Here is a 17,685-nt window from a genome sequence, read left to right as displayed (position 1 = left end):
TTGTCTCGCCGTTTGTCCGTCGTGAGCCCGCCCTGAGCAATGTGATTCACATCAACGCCATGGCCGGGGTGGAAACGTTAGGCTCGCTTCCCGGAAGGCACGCGCGTCCGCGGTGGGCGCTGCCTGAACGGGTGGAGACAAGAATGCGTATACGTGACCGGTTGCTGTGGTTGATCCTGATTCCCTTGGTGTGCATGCTGGGGTTCGCTTTTTCATCGGCGGCTTCGCGCTGGCAATAGGTCAGGGAAATGACGGCCCTGCAGTCGCTCTCGCATGTATCGGTGGCGATTGGCCGCCTGGTGCATGAGATGCAGAAGGAACGCGGCATGAGTGCCGGGTTCATTGGCAGCAAGGGGGCGCGCTTCCAGGCTGAACTGCACGCCCAGCGTCAGGTGGTGGATGGTGCCCAGCAAGCACTCGAGGCGCAGTTGCTCGATTTTGATGCGGCCGCTTACGGTGATGAATTGGTCGCCCAGATCGGGTCGTTCCGAAATGGCATGGCGCAGCTGGATGGCAAGCGGCAGGCGGTGAGTGCATTGCAGATTTCCGGCGGCGATGCTGTGGCTTATTACACCGGGACGATTTCAGGCTTGCTGCGGGTTGTGGCGACCTCATCGGTGCTCTCGCGGGATGCCGAGGTAACCCGTCTGGCCACGGCTTATGGCGCCTTCCTGCAAGCCAAGGAGTTTGCCGGGATCGAGCGGGCCACGATGGCCAACATCATCGGGGCCGATCGCTTCAGCTCTGAGAGCCTGCGCCGCCTGCTCACGGTGATGGCGACGCAGGATGCCTGGTTCTCCGCTTTTTCCAGCTATGCCAGCCCGCAACAGCTGAGCCTGCTCAATACGGCCCAAGCGACACCGGTGTTTGCCGAGGTCAAGGCCCTGCGGGAATCGGCGCTCGCCCAGGTGCAGTCCGTTTCGCTCGGGATGGATGCCTTGCACTGGTTTGCCAAGGCCACCCAGCGCATCGATCAACTGAAGGATATCGAGGAGCAGCTGGCGGGTGAACTGCTGGCCGTGGCCACGGCGCACCAGGTGGCGGCCCAACGCTGGTTGCTGGTGATCGCGGGCACCATGGTGCTCGCCGTGTCGCTGACCGTGTGGGTCGCGCATCGTCTGATCATCGGCATCCTGGCCCAGTTGGGCGGCGAACCGGCCGCCGCCGTTGCGCTGGCGCAGGCCATTGCCGAGGGCAAACTCGATAATGCGGTGGATTTACGGCCGGGCGATGAAGGGAGCCTGTTTGCCAACATGAAGCGCATGCAGCAGGACCTGCGGCAACGCATCGAAACCGAGCGTGCCGTTGCCTCGGCCAATCAGCGTATCCGGGTGGCGCTCGACAATGTGAGTACCGGGGTCATGATCGCGGATGCCGAGCGCAAGATCATTTACGTGAATAAATCCGTGCATCGCCTGCTCAAGGGGGCTGAGGCGGGCATTCGCAGGCAATTGCCGGATTTCGATGCGGATGCCTTGCTCGGCCAGAATATTGACCGTTTCCACCGCGTGCCGGCGCATCAGGCAGACCTGCTGGCAGGGTTGCAGGCGCCCCATACGGCACATCTGCAGGTCGGAGATTGCGCCTTGAGCGTGACAGCCAACCCGGTGCTCAGCGAAACCGGCGAGCGTCTCGGGACAATCGCCGAGTGGGTGGACCGGACGGCTGAAGTGCGGGTCGAAGCGGAGGTCGGCGAGATCGTCAGTGCAGCCGCAGAGGGCGATCTCGCCAAACGGATTGATCTGGCCGGGAAGCAGGGGTTCTTTGCCATGCTGGGTGAGCGGACCAACCGCCTGCTCGACACCACGCAGGAGGCGCTGGACGCCACGCTGGACATCCTCGACCGGCTGGCCCAGGGCGATCTGACGCAAACCATCGAGCGGGATTATGCCGGGGTCTTCGGTGCCTTGAAGTCCGATGCGAACCAGACGGTGCTGAATCTGCGCGAGGTCGTCGGGCAGATCAAGCAGGCGTCGGCGGCCATTCATACGGCCGCGCAGGAAATCGCCGCCGGCAACCAGGATCTGTCGACCCGGACAGAGGCGCAGGCGGCGAGCCTGGAACAAACGGCCAGTTCGATGACCCAACTGAGCGAAACCGTACGTCAGAACGCTGAGACGGCCCAGGAAGCAGCCCGTCTGGCCACGCACTCGAATAGCGTCGCCAGTGAAGGCGGGGCGTTGGTGGGCGCGGTGATCCAGCGGATGGGCGCGATTGAGCAGAGTTCGCGCAAGATCGGTGACATCATCGGCGTGATTGACGGCATCGCCTTCCAGACCAATATCCTGGCGCTGAATGCCGCAGTGGAAGCGGCACGGGCGGGCGAACAGGGGCGCGGCTTCGCGGTGGTGGCGACCGAGGTTCGTAATCTTGCGCAGCGCAGTGCGGTGGCTGCACGCGAAATCAAGGGCTTGATCGAGGCGTCCGTGGCGGAGGTGGCCGAAGGCAATCGATTGGTGAGCCAGGCCGGGAATACCATGGAAAACATTGTCACCAGCGTCAGCCAGGTTGCCGGCATGCTGGCAGAGATCAGCCTCGCCAGCCAGCAGCAGCGTACGGGCATTGAGCAGGTAACGGTTGCGGTGAGCCGCATGGATGAAGTGACGCAGCAAAATGCAGCACTGGTCGAAGAAGCGGCTGCCGCAGCGGAAAGTCTGGAGGAACAGTCGCTTGAGTTGATGCAGGCGGTCGACAGCTTCCGGCTGCCGAATACGGCGGTGTTGGCGGCGCGCTTACCAGCGAGCTTGCCGACCCGCCCATTGCCGGCGCCGGTACCACGTTTAAAGTAAAAGACCGCGTCATCCATGGCCCCGCGTGTCGTGAGCGGGGCCATTTTTTTGCCTTTACGGCATCCAGAATTTCGATTTTTCGGTCGCGGACAGGCTGGCATCCTGCGGGTCGCTAACCTTGAAATCAATCCGGTTCGGCCCTTGCGGCAGGCTGCCGGGCTCGGCGCGGACGCTCAAGGTCAGGGCGCCGTATTCGCCTGCCGGGATGGTCAGGGCTGTTTCGCCGGCGAGTTGCAGGCCTTGATCCTGAAGCAGACTCACCTGCAGGCGACGCGGGGCGTGGCCGGCGTTCAGGATGCGCAGGCGGAAGGTGTTTTCGATCTGGCCGTCGTCGGCTTCGCGGGCGAGCGCCGTGCGGTCATCCTTCTGGATTTCGACGCGCAGGACCGGGCGCGTGGCGAGCGACCAGGCAGTGCCGATGGCGAGCGCGCCGAGGAGCAGGGCGTAGATCAGCACGCGCGGCCGGATGGCCCGGCGGATGACCGTGTCCAGGGTATAGCGCTGGGCAATGGCGTTTTCCGTCGAATAGCGGATCAGGCCGCGCGGGTAGTTGAGTTTGTCCATCACCTGATCGCAGGCATCGATACAGGCGGCACAGCCGATACACTCGTTCTGCAGGCCTTCGCGGATGTCGATGCCGGTCGGGCAGACCTGCACGCAGATGCCGCAATCGACGCAGTCGCCGAGGCCGGCGGCCTTGGGATCGGTGCCTTTGGGGCGGGCACCGCGCGGATCGCCGCGCTGCGTGTCGTAGGCGATGATCAGCGTGTCCGGATCGAGCATCACGAACTGGAAGCGGGCGTAGGGACAGATCTGGCGGCACATCTGCTCGCGCAGGAAACCGGCATTGCCGTAGGTCATGCCGCCGTAGAACAGGACCCAGAAGACGGACCAGGCGCCGGCCGAAAAAGCGAGCAATTCGCCCAGCAACTCACGGATGGGCACAAAGTAACCGACGAAGGTGATCCCGGTCCACAGCGCAAAGAGCGACCACGCCAGGTGCTTGGCGCCTTTGATGGCCAGTTTGCGGGCATGCCAGGGCTGCGCATCGAGCTTGATGCGCTGGGCGCGGTCGCCTTCGATCTTCTTTTCCATCCACAGGAAAATCTCCGTGTAGACGGTTTGCGGGCAGCTGTAGCCGCACCACAGGCGCCCGGCAACGGCGGTGAATAAAAACAGGGCGAGGGCGCCGATGATCATCAGCATGACCAGATAGATCGTGTCCTGCGGCCAGAGCACGAGGTCAAACAGATAGAACTTGCGGGCATCCAGATCAAAGAGCACGGCCTGGCGGCCCTCCCAGGGAATCCAGCAGATGCCGTAGAAGACGATCTGGGTCAGCCAGACGAAAAACCAGCGCCAGCGTGTGAACGGGCCGTCGACCGAACGGGGATAGACCTTGGCCTCGGGGTCGCCGGCGGGTTTGATGTCGATGATTTTGCGCGGGGGTTTGGCTGAAGACATGAGGCGATCCGTGAGGCAGTCCCGCTGCGGCGGGGCGGCAAAGGCGGGTGATTAAACCGGAATTTGAAATTCCAGTTTATGCTAAAGCCTCGGCTTTCTATAATCAACATTTCGAATGCCACTTTTGATGCCCTTTATCGCATGCACCTGAGCCGCTTTTCCGATTACAGCCTGCGCGTCTTGCTGTACCTAGGCGCGCACGACGGTCGACTGGTCAATATTGGCGAAATTGCCGAGCGGCACGCCGTCTCGGAGAGCCATTTGATGAAAGTCGCCCTGCATCTGGGGCACGGCGGTTATGTCCAGACCGTCCGCGGCAAGGGCGGTGGCATGCGTCTGGCCAAGCCGCCGGCCGAGATTGGCCTGGGGGCGGTGCTGCGTCACACCGAGCGCGACTTTGCGCTGGTCGAGTGCATGGGGGCGGATGCCAGCTGCCGGATTACCGGCGGCTGTGCCTTGCGCGGCGTCTTTGGCGAAGCGCTGGCGGCGATGTGGGCGGTGCTGGACCGGCATACCCTGGCCGATCTCCTGCGTGATCCGCAGGCGGTGGTGCCGGTCATCCGGCTGCAAACGGCATGAGCGGCGAACCGCATCTGCGCGCGCTGGCGGGCTATCCGCCTGCGATCATCGATCAGGTCCGTCAGGCAATCGCAGCCGACCGGATGGGGGCTTGGCTGCGTGGCAAGTATCCGCGTTTGCACGACATCCGCACCGACAAGGCCTTGTTCAACTATGTCGATGCGCTGCGTGCGCGCTATCTGCGCAATGCCCCGCCGCTGGCGCGCGTTTGCTACGACGGGAAGTTGCAGCAGGTGCAGCAGGCATTGGGTACGCATGCCCGGATTGCCCGGGTTCAGGGCGGACGGCTGTCGACGCGCCGGGAAATCCGCATTGCCAGCCTGTTCCGCAGTGCGCCCGAGCCGTTTCTCGAAATGATCGTGGTGCACGAACTCGCGCATCTCAAGGAAGCCGATCACGACAAGGCGTTCTACCAGCTTTGCAATCACATGCTGGCCGATTACCACCAGCTGGAGTTCGAAGTGCGTGCCTGGTTATGCCATCAGGCGGCAGGTGGCGCGCCGGTCTGGGATGCAGCCGTCACGGCGGCTTAGCCGTCACATTGTTCTTACCGTTCAGAACGAGATGTAGCGGCCGCGTTTGTGGTTCATCGTGATGGTGAGGTTGAGCGCAAGCACGCCGATCAGCGAGGCAGCTACGCGCTCGGGCGGGACAGCGAAAAAAGCACCGAGCAGCACAGCGGCATCAATGGCGAGCAAGACCTTGCCCGCCGGCCAGCCGAGTTTGTCCTGAAGATAGAGCGCCAGGACGTTGAAGCCGCCCAGGCTGGCGCGGTGACGAAACAGGATCAGAAAGCCCACGCCCATCGTAAATCCGCCCAGAATGGCCGCGACCAGCGGGTGCAGGACATCGAAATGCAGAACCTGCGGCGCGCCTTCCGTCATCACCGCCAGCAGGCCGATTGCCACGAAGGTCTTGAGCGTGAAAGCGCCCCCCATGCGGCGCAGGGCCAGCCAGAAGAAAGGCAGGTTGGCGAGCACGAAGAGCAGGCCGAACGGACGCTGGGTCAGATAGTGCAGGAGGAAGGTCAGGCCGGCCGTGCCGCCGGTGAGCAGGCCGGCGGTCTTGAACATGACGACGCCGGAGGCGACCAGCAGGGTGCCGATGAAGAGGGCTTGCGCATCTTCGAGCAGGGTGTGGGGGTTGGCGGGCGGGACAGCGGTCATGAGCAGGCGGCCTGAGCAGCAATGAAAAAGGCCGCGATGGTAGCAGCGCGGCCTCGATTTACGGTCTGTTTTGCGGTCGACCGCAGGAAAACCCTTACATCCCGAGCGATTTCAGCAATTCGTCGTGATCGTTGCTGTCGGCGACGGTCGACGCGGCCGGGGCCGGGTTTTTGCCGGCAACCACCTGGGCGAGCAGTTCGTCCGGGTCCGGCGCATCGCTGGCCTCGAACTCGTTCATCTTGATGAACTCGGTGCGATCCATCGCCAGCTCGAGATAGAAGATGTTGTTGCGCCCCGTGAAGAAGGTGACGCGGCGGGCTTCCGGCTGGTCCAGATTGGCATCCACGCTGAGCATGACCTGCTTGTTCAGGGCCACCATCTTGGGCTGGTTCTGGGTGATGTGGGTTTGCAGATCACGGGCGATCTTGCCGGTGAAGTCGCCGACAATCTGGTTCATCAGTTCGCCCATCACATTACCGACTTCATCGGAGGTGTGGCTGGTGGCCAGTTCTTCCTTGGCCATGCCCATGCTGAGCAGGTAGCGCTCGTAGAGCTCCATCGCGGCGGCAGCGGAAAAGTTGATCACGACCAGACCGGAAAAACCGCCGTCGAACAGCACAAAACAGCCGATATCCGGCTTCAGACCGGTTTTGGTGATGCGCTGGACCATCCCGGAATAGCGCACTTCGCTCTGCGTACCGACGGAAAGGACGTGGGTGACCGCGTTGCACAGGGTGCGCAGGATGTCTTCGGTGCCGAAGGTGACGGGCGTGTTCTTGTCAGTCATGGTGTCTCGCTCTTGTTATGCGTGATGAAGGTATGGCGTCACTCTAGCGCATGCCCTGGCTCCGCGCACCTTTAGCGTGCGTTGCTGGCCCAGACACGACGGCAGGTGGCAATCTCCTGATCGGTCATCACGCCTTTGATCTGGCATTGCGCTTCACGCGTTGCCGCCTCGGCCAGACGGGTCTGGCGGGCGTTTTCCTGCGCCTGGGCGCGATCTTCGGCCGCTTTGCGCTGGCGTGCTTCTTCAGCGAGCCGGGCGTGCTCGGCGGCCTGCTCGCGGCGCCGGGCTTCATCAGCCTGCTGGGCATCGCGCATCGCCAGCTTGGCGTCGGCCTGTGCCTTGGCCTTGGCTTCATCCTGAGCCGGGGCTGGCGCATTGCCGGCGGGCGAAGCCGCCGCCTGGCCGCCAGTACCGGACGAGTCACGCTCACCATCGCGATGCGTGCGTACGGTCTGATGCAGGTTCAAGCCACCGCTTGAGGTATGGCTGTCGTGGCTGGTGTGGCTGCTGCTGTGGTGACCCCCGCCTTTACCGCGTGCCTCCGCAGGCGGGTTCAGACAGAGGAGCAGGGTGGCGAGGGCCAGGAAAACAGGACGGGACATGTGAGGCTCAACAGAAAAATACCGTCGGAATGTAACCGCCTCGCGTGCCCGCGTCCAGCGCTGCAGTCGTTTTCAGGCCTTGATCATGGCTTGCAGCGCCCACAGGACGGCCATGCCGATCAGGAAGGGAAGCCAGGGATTACGCCAGCGCGCGGCGACCCAGACGGCGGCGAAGCCGGCGGCCAGCTTGGGATTGAGTGGCGTGACGCTGCCGCTCACCACCAGCAGATCCGGTATGACGATGGCGGCGAGCGCGGCAGCCGGGGCATAGCGCAGGGCACGTTGCAGGCGTGACGGCAAGGCCACCTTGTTGCCGAGCACGATGAAACTGGCGCGCGGCAGCGTGGTGGCCAGGCCCAGCAGCAGGAAAATCAGCCAGAGGGAGAGGTCGTTCATGCTTTCTCCTGGGCGTCTTGCCAGTTTTCTGCTGCAAAGCCGGCGGCAATGCCGAGGCAGATCGCCGTCACCACGCCCAGGCGCAGCGGCATGCCGCGCAGCAGCGTGGCACTGGTGCCGCCGACCAGGGCGGCGACCAACATGGGGCGGGATTTCGCCATCGGGACCAGCAAGACGATCAACGCGATGGTGGCCATGAATTCCAGCGACCAGGTTTTCGGGATGACGCCGGCAGCAAAAATGCCGGCCAGGGCAAAGCTCTGCCAGAGCAGCCAGGACCAGAGCCCCGGTGCGACAAAATAGCCGAAGCGCCAGCGGGCATCGTCCACCTGCATCATCTTGTCGTAGCACACGGCAAAGGTGCCATCCGTGAGCAGGTGGCCGCACAGCCAGCGGGCGGAGCGGTTCATGCCACGAAAGCCCGGTGCAATCCCTGCGCTGAAGATGACGAAGCGCAAGTTGAGGGCCAGTGCAGTGGCCACGATCAGCCACAGGGGCGCATGGTCGGCAATCAGCGGCAGGGTACCCAGTTGCGCCGTGCCGGCGAAGACGATGATGTTCATGCCCATCGCTTCCAGCGGCGTGAAGCCGGCGCTGATCATGGCCATGCCGACGACGAGCGCCCACGGGATGAGCCCGACGGAGGCCGGCATGAACGCGGTGAGACCGGCGCGGGCGCCGGCCAGGAAGCCCGTGGGCGAAGAAACAGGTGACATCGATGGAAAACAGGGTTGGGTGACGGTCGACCGTCGGACCATGCCAAAAATCAAAGGGTCATGAAAGACGGGTTTTCCCAGGGAAGGTTCCCGTCTTCTTGGCGGCGACGTGGCGCATCGGGCAAATCGGCTCAGTCCGCCTGGGCGACGCGCAGGGCCGTAAAGATCGCGAGCGCCTGAAAGACGGCAATCCCGACGAGAACCTGGCTGAACTGTCCGGCATCCATCCAGTGCCCGAAAATCAGCGGGGCCGTGGCCAGCCCGAGATCGAGACCGGAATAAACAAAACCGTAAATCCGCCCGAATGCCGCCTTGCCGAAGCGGGCCGTGGCCGCCTTGCGCACGAGCAGGTCGCGCGAGGGGCCGGCCAGGCCGGTGCAGAAGCCGATACCGGCCATCAGCGGCAGGATCAGCGGCGGCGGCGTGACCCCGGCGGCCAGCAGCATGGCCAGCGCGGCGGCCAGCCCGAGCGCCCCGGCGATCAGGCGGTCATGCGCCTGTTTCTGAGCCAGAAAACCACCGAGGATGATGCCGGCTGCACTGCCCAGCAGGTAGATGGTCAGGGCCAGCGCGCCCAGCGTGAGCGACAGGCCATACAGCGCTTGCAGCACGGGGCTGGCAAAGTTCTGGATGGCCCCGAAAGCAGCCGTGATCAGGAAGAAGAACAGGAAACACAACCAGACGGCGCGCACCGACAGAAAGGCAAACGTCGACGTGGGCGAACCGTCGGCAATACTGTCCTGCCGGACGTCGGAGTCGTGCAGCGCATGCCGGTGCCAGTAGAGCAGGCCCAAAGCCAGGCAGGCCACCGCACTGGCCCCCAGCCCGGCGATACGCCAATCAAAGGCGGTGGCCAATCCGGTCATGAAGAGGGGCGCCAGCGCCCAGCCGATATTCCCGGACAGACCATGGACGGAGAAAGCATGCCCCAGGCGTGCCTGGCTCACCTTGCGGTTGAGGACCGTGAAGTCGGCCGGGTGAAAAATGCTGTTGCCCAGGCCAGCCAAGGCGGCCACCAGCAGGAGACTGGCCAGTCCACTGGCGACATAAAGCGCGATGCCGGCGAGAACGAAGCAGGCGATACCGCCGGCCAGCACCCGGGTCGGACCAAAACGATCGACGAGAAAGCCGGCCATGGCCTGTCCGATTCCGGAGACCACGAAGAACAGGGTCATGGTGACCCCGATGCCCGTGAAATTCAGGCCAAATTCCGGCATCAGCCAGGGAAAGAGGGGCGGCAGAAGCAGGTGGAAAAAATGGGAAACCCCGTGCACGAAGCCGATCAGGCTGATCGTTTCCAGGTCATTTTTGCGTGCGGAATGCGGATGAGGCAGGCTGTCAGTCGTCATCGTTCAACATCGTGTACGGTCATTGGAGGGGCAGTTTAGAGGCGGTTCGGGCTTGCGGTATTTCAATAATCAGTCAAAAATTATCGAGATGCTGACACACCTCGATTTCGATCCGGTCCCCCGCCGGGCCCCGACGCCTGATGAGCCGATTACGGTCAATTTGCGCCGTCCGCCGCCGGATGTGTGCGTGCCCTGGCATCGCCATGACTGGGCTCAGCTGGCCTATCCCCTGCGCGGCACGATTCAGGTGGCGGCAGCCGGCATGAGCTGGCTGGCGCCCGCCTTGCGGGCGGTCTGGATTCCTCCGGGGATCGAACACGAGGTGCGGATGCTGGGCGCGGTCGAATTGCGCACGGTCTATGTGGCACGCGAAGCCGCGCCGCTGCCGCTCGACGCGTGCACCGTCATCGAAGTCTCCGATCTGATGTCGGCGCTGATCGAAGCGCTGAGTCAGGCAGCGCAAGGGACAGCGACGGAAGGCGCTCGCCGGCAGCTGATGATGCAGTTGCTGCTCGGCGAAATGGCGCGCGCCCCCGCCTTGTCCCTCGGCTTGCCGCTACCGGCAGATCGCCGCCTGCAACAGGTGTGCACCGCCCTGATGGCCGATCCGGCCTGCGCCTGGACCTTGGCCGAATGGGCCGCGCAGAGCGCGGCCAGCGAGCGGACCCTGGCGCGCCTGTTCAAAGAGGAACTGGGTATGGGCTTTGGCGCCTGGCGCCAGCGTTTGCGCCTGGCCCACGCGCTCGAACGGATTGGTCGCGGACAGCCGCTGGGCAAGGTTGCGGCCGATCTCGGCTATGCCAGCCAGGCTGCCTTTTCCGCCATGTTCAAGCGGACGTTCGGCTTGCCGCCGGGACGTTTCCTGCAGGCGCGGCGCCATGTCGATCCGGGGCAAGTGGTAGAATAATCGCCGTTTGCCATGTTCCACCATGGCCCGAATGACTGATTACCAAGGAAAACATCCCATGCAGGTCGCAAAAAACAGTGTTATCACCATCGATTACCACGTCACGGACACCGACGGCGAAGTGGTCGATGAGGGCCGCGAGCCCATCGTCTATCTGCATGGCGGTTACGACGACATCTTCCCGAAAATTGAAGAAGCCCTGCAAGGCAAGGCCGTGGGCGAATCCGTCCAGGTCAAGCTGCAGCCGGACGAAGCCTTCGGTGACTACGATGCCAGCCTCGTCCAGATCGAGCCGCGCAAGGATTTCCCGAAAGAACTCCAGGTCGGCATGCAGTTCGAAGGCGGCCCGGAAGACGGTGGTGAAGACGATTTCGTGATCTACCGCGTGACCGACATCGCCGACGACAAGGTCGTGCTCGATGGCAACCACCCGCTGGCCGGCATGGCCCTGATCTTCACCTGCACCGTGACGGCCGTCCGCGCCGCCAGCGCAGAGGAAGTCGAGCACGGTCATGTGCATCATCCGGATGACGAGGATGCCTGCCACTGAGCAGCCTGACCCGGATAAAAAAACGCCCGCCTGATGCGGGCGTTTTATTTTTGGGTTACGGGCTCGCGGGCGATTCGATACGACCCGTTGCGCTCACGACCTGATTGCGCCCCCGGGCCTTGGCCTGATAGAGCGCATGATCGGCCTGTCCCAGCAGGGCTTCCTGGGAGAGCGGCAGGGCGTCCATGACGGCGACGCCGAGGCTGACAGTGAGGTGTCCGGTGGGCATTCCGTCGTGCGGGATGCCCAGTGCGGCAATGCTGGTGCGGAGTTGCTCCGCCAACTTGACGGCCCCCCGCAAGGGCGTATCGGCCGCGACGATCACGAATTCCTCGCCGCCGTAGCGTGCGACCAGATCGCCGGGGCGGCGCGCCATCCCGGCAAGATGCGCGGCAATCCGGCGCAGGATGGCATCCCCGGCCGGATGCCCGTAGCGGTCGTTGTACTGCTTGAAATGATCGACATCCAGCAGGATCAGCGCCAGTGGCTGACGGGTGCGTTGATGGCGGGACCATTCCGCGGCAAAGAATTCGTCAAACCGGCGGCGGTTAGCGATGCCGGTCAGCGGGTCGGTGGCCGACAAATGGGCATAGCGGGCGCGGGCCTGCTCCAGCGCATGCTGCATCCGGCTCATCAGCAAAATCGGGAAGGCCACGTTCAGGGTCATGAAGACGACAATCAAGGTGATGAATGCGGTGGGCTGAAGCCATTGGTTGGCGACCAGAAAGTCCGGCGAGAGGGTGCTGCCGGGCGTTAGCAGGGCGCGGATCAGCATCATGCTGGCCGCCAGCATCAGAATGGTGCCGGTGGCCCGTGCCGGCAGGAGCGCCATGCCGGGCTGCCGGGGGCCTTCGATCAGGTAGAGCCAGCCGTGGTGCAGGAACAGGACGGCCAGGACGCTGGAGACAATGACGATGCGCGCGGCCAGATTGGGCGCGCCGTAGGTAAACGGGATGAATCCGGCCAGGACGATCAGCCCCAGGGCCAGATCGAGGCGTCGCAGCGGCGGCTGGTTCAGGAATTCCCGGGAGCCGAGATAGACGCGAGACAGACCCCAGACAATCAGGAAATTGGCGAGCAGGATGCTGACCGCATCCGGCAACTGCCCCCTGAGGGCAACCAGAAGACAGCCCAGCGCCGCGACATGCGCCCCCTGCGCCCATTTGCGCGTACAGGCATGGTCTGTGCCGATCCGCTTCAGTGCCGCCATGCTGAGGGCAAAAACGCTGCCGGCCAGTACTGAAACCAGAATTAGGGTGCGGATATCAATCAGGGGCATGGGCGGTGACCAAGGTCTCTTTGGGTTTGATCTTACGCCTGTGGCACCGCGGGGTGTGTGAAGAATCCTGAAGCCCTGCCGGGGAAAATGCGTCAGCGCAGCAAGCGGCCGTCCTTGTTCAGGATGGTGATGTCGACGTGGTTCATGCCGAGGTGGTTGGTCGTAGAGAAACCTACATAGTGGCCGCCGATGTCGTAGTCGCGCATCTGCTCCAGACTGTCGCGCAGCTTTTGGCGGCTCGGGTTGGGGCCGGCACGGCGCAGGCCTTCGCCGAGGATCTTGGCACCCAGATAGCCTTCCACCAGCGTGTGATTCAGCGTGACGCCCTTGGGTTTGAATTTCTCGAAAGCCTCCTGGATTTCCCGGATCATGGGCGTGGCCCGGCTCGCCGGGTCCGGTACCACTTGCGTGATGGCCAGGCCTTTGGCGGCGCTGGCGCCGATCCGCTCGACCACCTGCGGCCCATCCGTGACCGAAAGGGCGACGTATTGCGCCAGATTGCCGAGTTCACGGCTGCGCTTGAGAAACGCGGCACTGGCAGCCGTATTGGCAATCAGGATGACGGCCTGGGGCGAGGCCGCCGCAATGGCTTTGGCGGCAGCCTCTACCTCCGTGCTGTTCTTTTCGTAACTGGCGCGTGCCACCAACTGCCCCCCAGCCTGCCGGATGGCGAGCTCTGCACTGGCTGCACCATCCAGACCAAAGGGATCGTTCTGATAGAGCAGCGCAAAACGCTTGTAGCCGATGGTTTCGTATTGCTGGACGATCTTCTCGATTTCCTGGGCGTAGCTGGCCCGGGTCAGAAAAAGCCAGGGATTGTTGGCGGCCACAATGCTGTTGGCGCCGGTGCGGGCAGTGATCAGGGGAATGGCGTGACCTTCGAGCAGCTTGTCCTTCAGGATGGCCTCGACATTGCCTGTGCCGACGTAGCCAAAGAGCGCAATCGGTTGGGCTTCCGCCAGCAGGGCACGGGTTTGGCTGAGGGTGTCGGCGGCCTTGTAGCCATCATCCCGGCTGACCAGCGCCAGGCGTTTGCCTTGAATACCGCCCTTGGCGTTGATCTGATCGATGTACAGCTGGGCGCCGGCCCTCAGGTGTAGTCCGGTGGGCGCGAGCGGACCGGTGAACGGGGCGACCTGAGCGATCACGATGTCGGCGGCCAGGCACAAGGGGGCTGCCACGGCGAGCAGGGCGGCCAGAATGAGTTGAGACATCAGGGGCTTCCTGGGGAAATGAATTTCAGGAGGCGTAATTTAGTGCCGGCTGCGGCCGGCGGATATTGTGGAAATCCGCGATGGCCGCCCCGGGCTAGTGTGCCTTGCCCGGCCAGGAATAGGCCTCGAAGCGGAAGAGGCGCGGCTGCTCGGTGTCGATAAAGCCTTTGGTCCAGCCCATCAGGGGGTAGCCATGGGTTTCGACCCGCGTGAAGTTGGCGAGCGTTTTCCCCTGGGTATCGCGCAGGGGCTGATCGATGCGGCTGGTATGGGTGTCGCCATGCACGGCAACAACCTGCCCCGGGAAGGCCAGGGTTTCATCGCGCAACAGACTCAGGAAGTCGCGATAGCTGCGGTGGCCGAGGCCTTGGGAAAAGTGCCGGAAACCCGGATTGGCCTGAAAGAGCAGCACCACGCCGGCGAGTTTCTCGCGCTTGGCCAGGGCAAAACTGTCCTTGAGCCAGGCCTGGACGACGGGCATGCGCTGACGCCATTCCTCGCGCGGGGTCTCGGTCAGGCCCCAGTTGTTGTTGCCGCCGGGCAGGTTGAGCGTCACGAAGAGCACCGGGCCGAGGCGGAAACGGGCATGTTCCGGATAGCTCCCGGCTTGCCGCGCCTGCGTCAGCGTCTTCTGGCCAAGCGACTGCGGAGACGACCAGAACAGTGCCCGCAGGGCATTCAGCCGTTCCAGCGGGTCGTAGGCGCCGTTGTTCACGCGGTCGCAATCCGCCCACTCGTTGTCACCGGGGATAAACACGAAGGGGATGCGGCTAGCGTTGAAGAGCTGGTAACGGTCGGCGAACAGGGCGTCGTCGCAGCGGTCGCGGCCATGCTTGATGTCGCCGATATGGGCGACGAATTCGGCATGGCTGTCGGCAATGGCGTCCAGCATTTTGGGCAGTTCGGCGCGTTCGTGATCGGAGTACGGCGTATCGCCGATCAGGGCAAAGCGCCAGATTTCCGCCTGGGCGAGGCCGACGGTCAACGCGGCCAGCAGGGCAAAAACCAGCCGTCGGCCGTGACGCAGCACGGCGCTCACTTGAGCAAGCCTTTCAGTGCGTAAAGGGCATCGAGCGCTTCACGCGGGGTCAGGCTGTCCGGATCGATGGCGGCCAGGTGTTCGATGGCCGGATGCGGTTCCGGCTCGAGGTATTCGGGCTCCGGGGCCGACTGAGCGAACAAATCCGGCTGCAGCGGGTCGACCGCCGCCCGCTGCTCGAACTCGCGCAACTGCTTGCGGGCTGCGCGGACGACGCTGCTCGGGATGCCGGCCAGCGCCGCCACCTGAATCCCGTAACTCTGGTTGGCCGGGCCTTCTTCAACCGCGTGCATGAAGACGATGCGGTCATTGTGTTCGACGGCACCCAGATGCACGTTGGCCAGTTCCGGATACTCGTGGGAGAGCCGGGTCAGTTCGAAATAGTGGGTGGCGAACAGGGTCAGGCTGCGGTTCTTGTCGATCAGGTGGCGCAGGATGGCCGAGGCCAGTGACATGCCATCGAAGGTCGAGGTGCCGCGCCCGATTTCGTCCATCAGGACCAGGCTGTTGGCGGTGGCGTGGTGCAGGATGGCGGCGGCTTCGGTCATCTCGACCATGAAGGTCGAACGCCCGGAGGCCAGGTCGTCGGAGGCACCGATGCGCGTGAAAATGCGGTCGAGCGGGCCGAGCACGCAACGGTCGGCCGGCACGTAGCTGCCGATGTGCGCGAGCAGCGCAATCAGCGCCACCTGACGCATGTAGGTCGATTTACCGCCCATGTTCGGGCCGGTGATCAGGAGCAGGCGGCGCGCGTCGCCGAGCAGGCAGTCGTTGGCGATGAAGGTTTCGGCGCTTTGCGCCAGTTCGTTCTCGACCACCGGATGGCGGCCGCCCTCGACGGTCAACTGCGTTTCGGCGGCAAATTCCGGCTTGCACCAGTTGCGCTTCAGGGCCGATTCGGCAAAGCCGGCCAGCAGATCGAGCAGGGCAATGGCGCGGGCGATGCTTTGCAGCGCCGGGACAACCGGCAACAGGGCATCGAGGATCTGCTCGTAGAGCAGCTTCTCGCGGGCCAGCGAGCGCTCCTGGGCAGACAGCGCCTTATCCTCGAAGGCCTTCAGTTCCGGCGTGATGTAACGTTCGGCATTCTTCAGCGTCTGGCGGCGGCGGTAATCGTCCGGAATCTTGTCGACGTGGGCGTGCGTGACCTCGATATAGAAGCCATGCACCTTGTTGTATTCGACCTTCAGGCTGTTGATGCCGGTGCGCTCGCGTTCGCGCACTTCCATATCGACCAGGAAGGCGCCGCAGTTGTCGTTGAGGGCGCGCAGTTCGTCGAGTTCGGCATCGAAGCCGGGGGCAATGACGCCGCCGTCGCGGACCTGGGCGCCGGGTTCGGCGGCAATGGCGCGGACCAGCAGGTCGAGCGTGCCGGCCGGCGCATCGAGATCGGCATGGGCCTGATCGAGCAACTGGGCGCTCGTGCCGGCGATCGGCCCGCGCAGTGCGGGCAGGCGGGCGAGCGATTCGCGCAGGCTGGCCAGGTCGCGCGGGCGGGCATTGCGCAGGGCAATGCGGCCGGCAATGCGCTCGACGTCGGCCATGCCGCGCAGGGCTTTTCTTACCTCGCCGGCGAGTTGACCGTAGTCGGCGAGCAGCGCTTCGACAGCCACATGGCGGGCGGCCGGCAGCGCGCGGTCGCGCAGCGGATGGTGCAGGGTGTGGCGCAAGAGGCGCGAGCCCATGCTCGTTACGCAATGATCTAGCAGCGAAAACAGCGTCGGCGAGGGCTGGCCGCGCAGGGTTTCAGTCAGTTCCAGATTGCGGCGCGTGGCCAGATCGAGGCCGAGGTAGGCGCCTTCGATCTCGACGGTCAACCCGCGCAAATGTGGCAATTTGCCGGCCTGGGTGGCCTGGGCGTACTGGAGCAGCGCCCCGGCGGCCGCGATGGCCGGTTTCAGGCCCTCGGCGCCAAAGCCGGCGAGCGAGGCAACTTCAAACTGGTCGCAGAGCAGGCGGCGGGCCGAATCGACATCGAAATACCAGTCCGGCTGGCGCGTGGCGGCGGCATTGCCGGTGAAATTGGGCGTCCAGCTTTCCGGGTAAAGGATTTCCGCCGGGCGGATGCGTTCCAGCGTGGCCGGAATCTGCTCGGCGGCCACCTCGATCAGGATGAATTCGCCGCTCGCCAGGTTCAGGCGGGCAATCCCCGCCGTGTTGCGCAGCGTGGTCACGGCGAGCAGCCAGATGTCCTGCTTGTCGTCGATCAGCGAGGCATCGGTCAGCGTGCCCGGCGTCATGATCCGCGCCACGGCGCGTTCGACCGGCCCCTTGCTGGTGGCCGGGTCCCCGATCTGCTCGCAGATCACCGCTGATTCGCCCAGCTTGACCAGGCGGGCGAGGTAGGGCTCCAGCGAATGGAAGGGCACGCCGGCCATCTTGATCGGCGTGCCGTTGGTCTGGCCGCGCGTGGTCAGGGTGATGTCGAGCAGGCGGGCCGCTTTTTCGGCATCCTCGAAAAACAGCTCGTAGAAGTCGCCCATGCGGTAGAAGAGCAGGGTGTTGGGATGGTTCTTTTTCAGCTTGAGGTACTGAACCATCATGGGCGTATGGCCCGCAAATTCCGGATCGACGTCGACGGCGCTTTTCTTTTTACTCATTGAATTCAGGTGTTTAGTTGTGTTGCGGCAGCAAAACGGGCCGTGGCTCAGGGGCGGCTGGCGGATGGGGGCCGGCGGCAGACGGCGCGTTGCTGCAATCACGAAGCCGCCATTGTTCCACAGCACCGCCTTTTTCTCAGCAGGCAGCGCGGTGTTTTCCCGTTCGTCGCCTGCTTGACGCTGGAATGACGCAGGCCGGACAGCCGGCGTGAGCGCATTTTCCCGGTGATTGCCAAAGGTGCATTGCG

At 64.0% G+C, this 17,685-nt stretch carries 16 protein-coding genes; 5 read left to right on the top strand and 11 right to left on the bottom strand.

Annotated features, from left to right (window positions below; all coding sequences use genetic code 11):
- The first annotated feature begins 248 nt into the window (after nucleotides 1-248).
- On the top strand, nucleotides 249-2,789 hold the full coding sequence (locus AACO21_RS10750; protein ID WP_346192513.1) for a nitrate- and nitrite sensing domain-containing protein: 2,541 nt from the start codon (nucleotides 249-251) through the stop codon (nucleotides 2,787-2,789).
- Nucleotides 2,790-2,843: 54 nt separating this feature from the next.
- On the opposite strand, the gene ccoG is transcribed toward AACO21_RS10750, so the two are convergent.
- Nucleotides 2,844-4,253 carry a cytochrome c oxidase accessory protein CcoG gene (ccoG, locus tag AACO21_RS10745; RefSeq protein WP_346192512.1) on the bottom strand — a complete coding sequence of 470 codons (1,410 nt, stop codon included), beginning with the start codon at nucleotides 4,251-4,253 and terminating at the stop codon, nucleotides 2,844-2,846.
- Between the two features lie 141 nt (nucleotides 4,254-4,394).
- On the opposite strand from ccoG, the gene AACO21_RS10740 reads away from it, so the two are divergent.
- Complete coding sequence (locus AACO21_RS10740; protein ID WP_346192511.1) at nucleotides 4,395-4,832, top strand: Rrf2 family transcriptional regulator; 438 nt, start codon at nucleotides 4,395-4,397, stop codon at nucleotides 4,830-4,832.
- The gene (locus tag AACO21_RS10735; RefSeq protein ID WP_346192510.1) at nucleotides 4,829-5,365 is read left to right on the top strand and encodes a YgjP-like metallopeptidase domain-containing protein; all 537 of its coding nucleotides are present in this window, start codon (nucleotides 4,829-4,831) and stop codon (nucleotides 5,363-5,365) included. Before AACO21_RS10740 ends, AACO21_RS10735 begins: the two co-directional genes overlap by 4 nt.
- 21 nt (nucleotides 5,366-5,386) lie before the next feature.
- Here the strand turns inward: AACO21_RS10735 and AACO21_RS10730 are convergent, their stop codons facing one another.
- The 6 genes from AACO21_RS10730 to AACO21_RS10705 all read right to left on the bottom strand — a co-directional run bounded on the left by AACO21_RS10730 (nucleotide 5,387) and on the right by AACO21_RS10705 (nucleotide 9,848).
- Nucleotides 5,387-5,998: a YitT family protein gene (locus AACO21_RS10730; protein ID WP_346192509.1), complete on the bottom strand. Its 612-nt coding sequence runs from the start codon at nucleotides 5,996-5,998 to the stop codon at nucleotides 5,387-5,389.
- Nucleotides 5,999-6,092: 94 nt separating this feature from the next.
- Complete coding sequence (locus tag AACO21_RS10725; protein WP_346192508.1) at nucleotides 6,093-6,785, bottom strand: DUF3334 family protein; 693 nt, start codon at nucleotides 6,783-6,785, stop codon at nucleotides 6,093-6,095.
- A gap of 71 nt (nucleotides 6,786-6,856) precedes the next feature.
- Nucleotides 6,857-7,387, bottom strand: a complete 531-nt coding sequence (locus AACO21_RS10720) for a hypothetical protein (protein ID WP_346192507.1) — start codon at nucleotides 7,385-7,387, stop codon at nucleotides 6,857-6,859.
- A 72-nt stretch (nucleotides 7,388-7,459) separates the two neighbouring features.
- Nucleotides 7,460-7,783, bottom strand: a complete 324-nt coding sequence (locus AACO21_RS10715; RefSeq protein WP_346192506.1) for an AzlD domain-containing protein — start codon at nucleotides 7,781-7,783, stop codon at nucleotides 7,460-7,462.
- Nucleotides 7,780-8,499, bottom strand: a complete 720-nt coding sequence (locus tag AACO21_RS10710) for an AzlC family ABC transporter permease (protein WP_346192599.1) — start codon at nucleotides 8,497-8,499, stop codon at nucleotides 7,780-7,782. Before AACO21_RS10710 ends, AACO21_RS10715 begins: the two co-directional genes overlap by 4 nt.
- A 131-nt stretch (nucleotides 8,500-8,630) precedes the next feature.
- Nucleotides 8,631-9,848 carry an MFS transporter gene (locus AACO21_RS10705; protein ID WP_346192505.1) on the bottom strand — a complete coding sequence of 406 codons (1,218 nt, stop codon included), beginning with the start codon at nucleotides 9,846-9,848 and terminating at the stop codon, nucleotides 8,631-8,633.
- Nucleotides 9,849-9,936: 88 nt separating this feature from the next.
- Between AACO21_RS10705 and AACO21_RS10700 the strand changes: the two genes are divergently transcribed.
- Complete coding sequence (locus tag AACO21_RS10700) at nucleotides 9,937-10,755, top strand: helix-turn-helix transcriptional regulator (RefSeq protein WP_346192504.1); 819 nt, start codon at nucleotides 9,937-9,939, stop codon at nucleotides 10,753-10,755.
- A gap of 58 nt (nucleotides 10,756-10,813) precedes the next feature.
- A complete protein-coding gene (locus tag AACO21_RS10695) occupies nucleotides 10,814-11,305 on the top strand; it encodes a peptidylprolyl isomerase (protein WP_346192503.1) in 492 nt (163 codons plus the stop codon).
- Between the two features lie 55 nt (nucleotides 11,306-11,360).
- Here AACO21_RS10695 and AACO21_RS10690 read toward each other — a convergent pair whose 3' ends face one another.
- From AACO21_RS10690 to mutS, 4 genes are all read right to left on the bottom strand, one after another.
- A complete protein-coding gene (locus AACO21_RS10690) occupies nucleotides 11,361-12,584 on the bottom strand; it encodes a GGDEF domain-containing protein (RefSeq protein ID WP_346192502.1) in 1,224 nt (407 codons plus the stop codon).
- A 92-nt stretch (nucleotides 12,585-12,676) separates the two neighbouring features.
- Complete coding sequence (locus AACO21_RS10685; RefSeq protein ID WP_346192501.1) at nucleotides 12,677-13,798, bottom strand: ABC transporter substrate-binding protein; 1,122 nt, start codon at nucleotides 13,796-13,798, stop codon at nucleotides 12,677-12,679.
- 94 nt (nucleotides 13,799-13,892) lie between these two features.
- Nucleotides 13,893-14,837 (bottom strand): metallophosphoesterase, encoded by a 945-nt coding sequence (locus tag AACO21_RS10680; RefSeq protein ID WP_346192500.1) that lies wholly within the window; start codon nucleotides 14,835-14,837, stop codon nucleotides 13,893-13,895.
- Entirely contained in the window at nucleotides 14,834-17,437 is a 2,604-nt protein-coding gene (gene mutS / locus AACO21_RS10675; RefSeq protein ID WP_346192499.1) for a DNA mismatch repair protein MutS, read from the bottom strand. The genes AACO21_RS10680 and mutS overlap by 4 nt, the downstream gene beginning before the upstream one ends.
- Between the last annotated feature and the right edge of the window lie 248 nt (nucleotides 17,438-17,685).

The organism is Dechloromonas sp. ZS-1 (assembly GCF_039649255.1).
Lineage (GTDB): Bacteria > Pseudomonadota > Gammaproteobacteria > Burkholderiales > Rhodocyclaceae > Azonexus.
Note: the sequence above shows the minus strand (reverse complement) of the source record. Positions and strands in the feature narration are given on the sequence as shown.